Genomic DNA, 364 nt, shown 5'->3' with positions numbered 1-364 from the left:
AGTGCCAGCACCTGGGTCAAGAATGTCATCTCCAGATCCTCCATGGATGTAATCATTTTGCTCGCTGCCAATGATCACATCATCACCTTCTGTACCCTTCAGCTCTACGCGTCCATCCTCGCGCAGCTTGATTTCTCGCAGAACTGTTCCGTCAGCGAATTCGAAGCGCTCGATGTGCTGGCCCATGTCGGAGAGCCTTAGCACACCAGCCTCTTCGCCTGTGCCCCAACGTATTTGGAGAATGTCGCCCTGTGCCTCTATGGTGACCCTGTCGAAGCTCAGTTCCGAAAGCGTCAAATCTCGGAATACAACAGCATCTTCTCCTGACAGCTCTCCTCCGCGCTGGATCCAAACCTGCCCAGCA

The 364-nt window shown here is 54.1% G+C and carries 1 pseudogene; it reads right to left on the bottom strand.

The annotated features are described in order from the left end of the window. Positions 1-364, bottom strand: a pseudogene (locus tag PUV47_RS19850) (hypothetical protein); the annotation flags it as partial.

The organism is Pseudovibrio exalbescens (assembly GCF_028737195.1).
Lineage (GTDB): Bacteria > Pseudomonadota > Alphaproteobacteria > Rhizobiales > Stappiaceae > Pseudovibrio > Pseudovibrio zosterae.
Note: the sequence above shows the minus strand (reverse complement) of the source record. Positions and strands in the feature narration are given on the sequence as shown.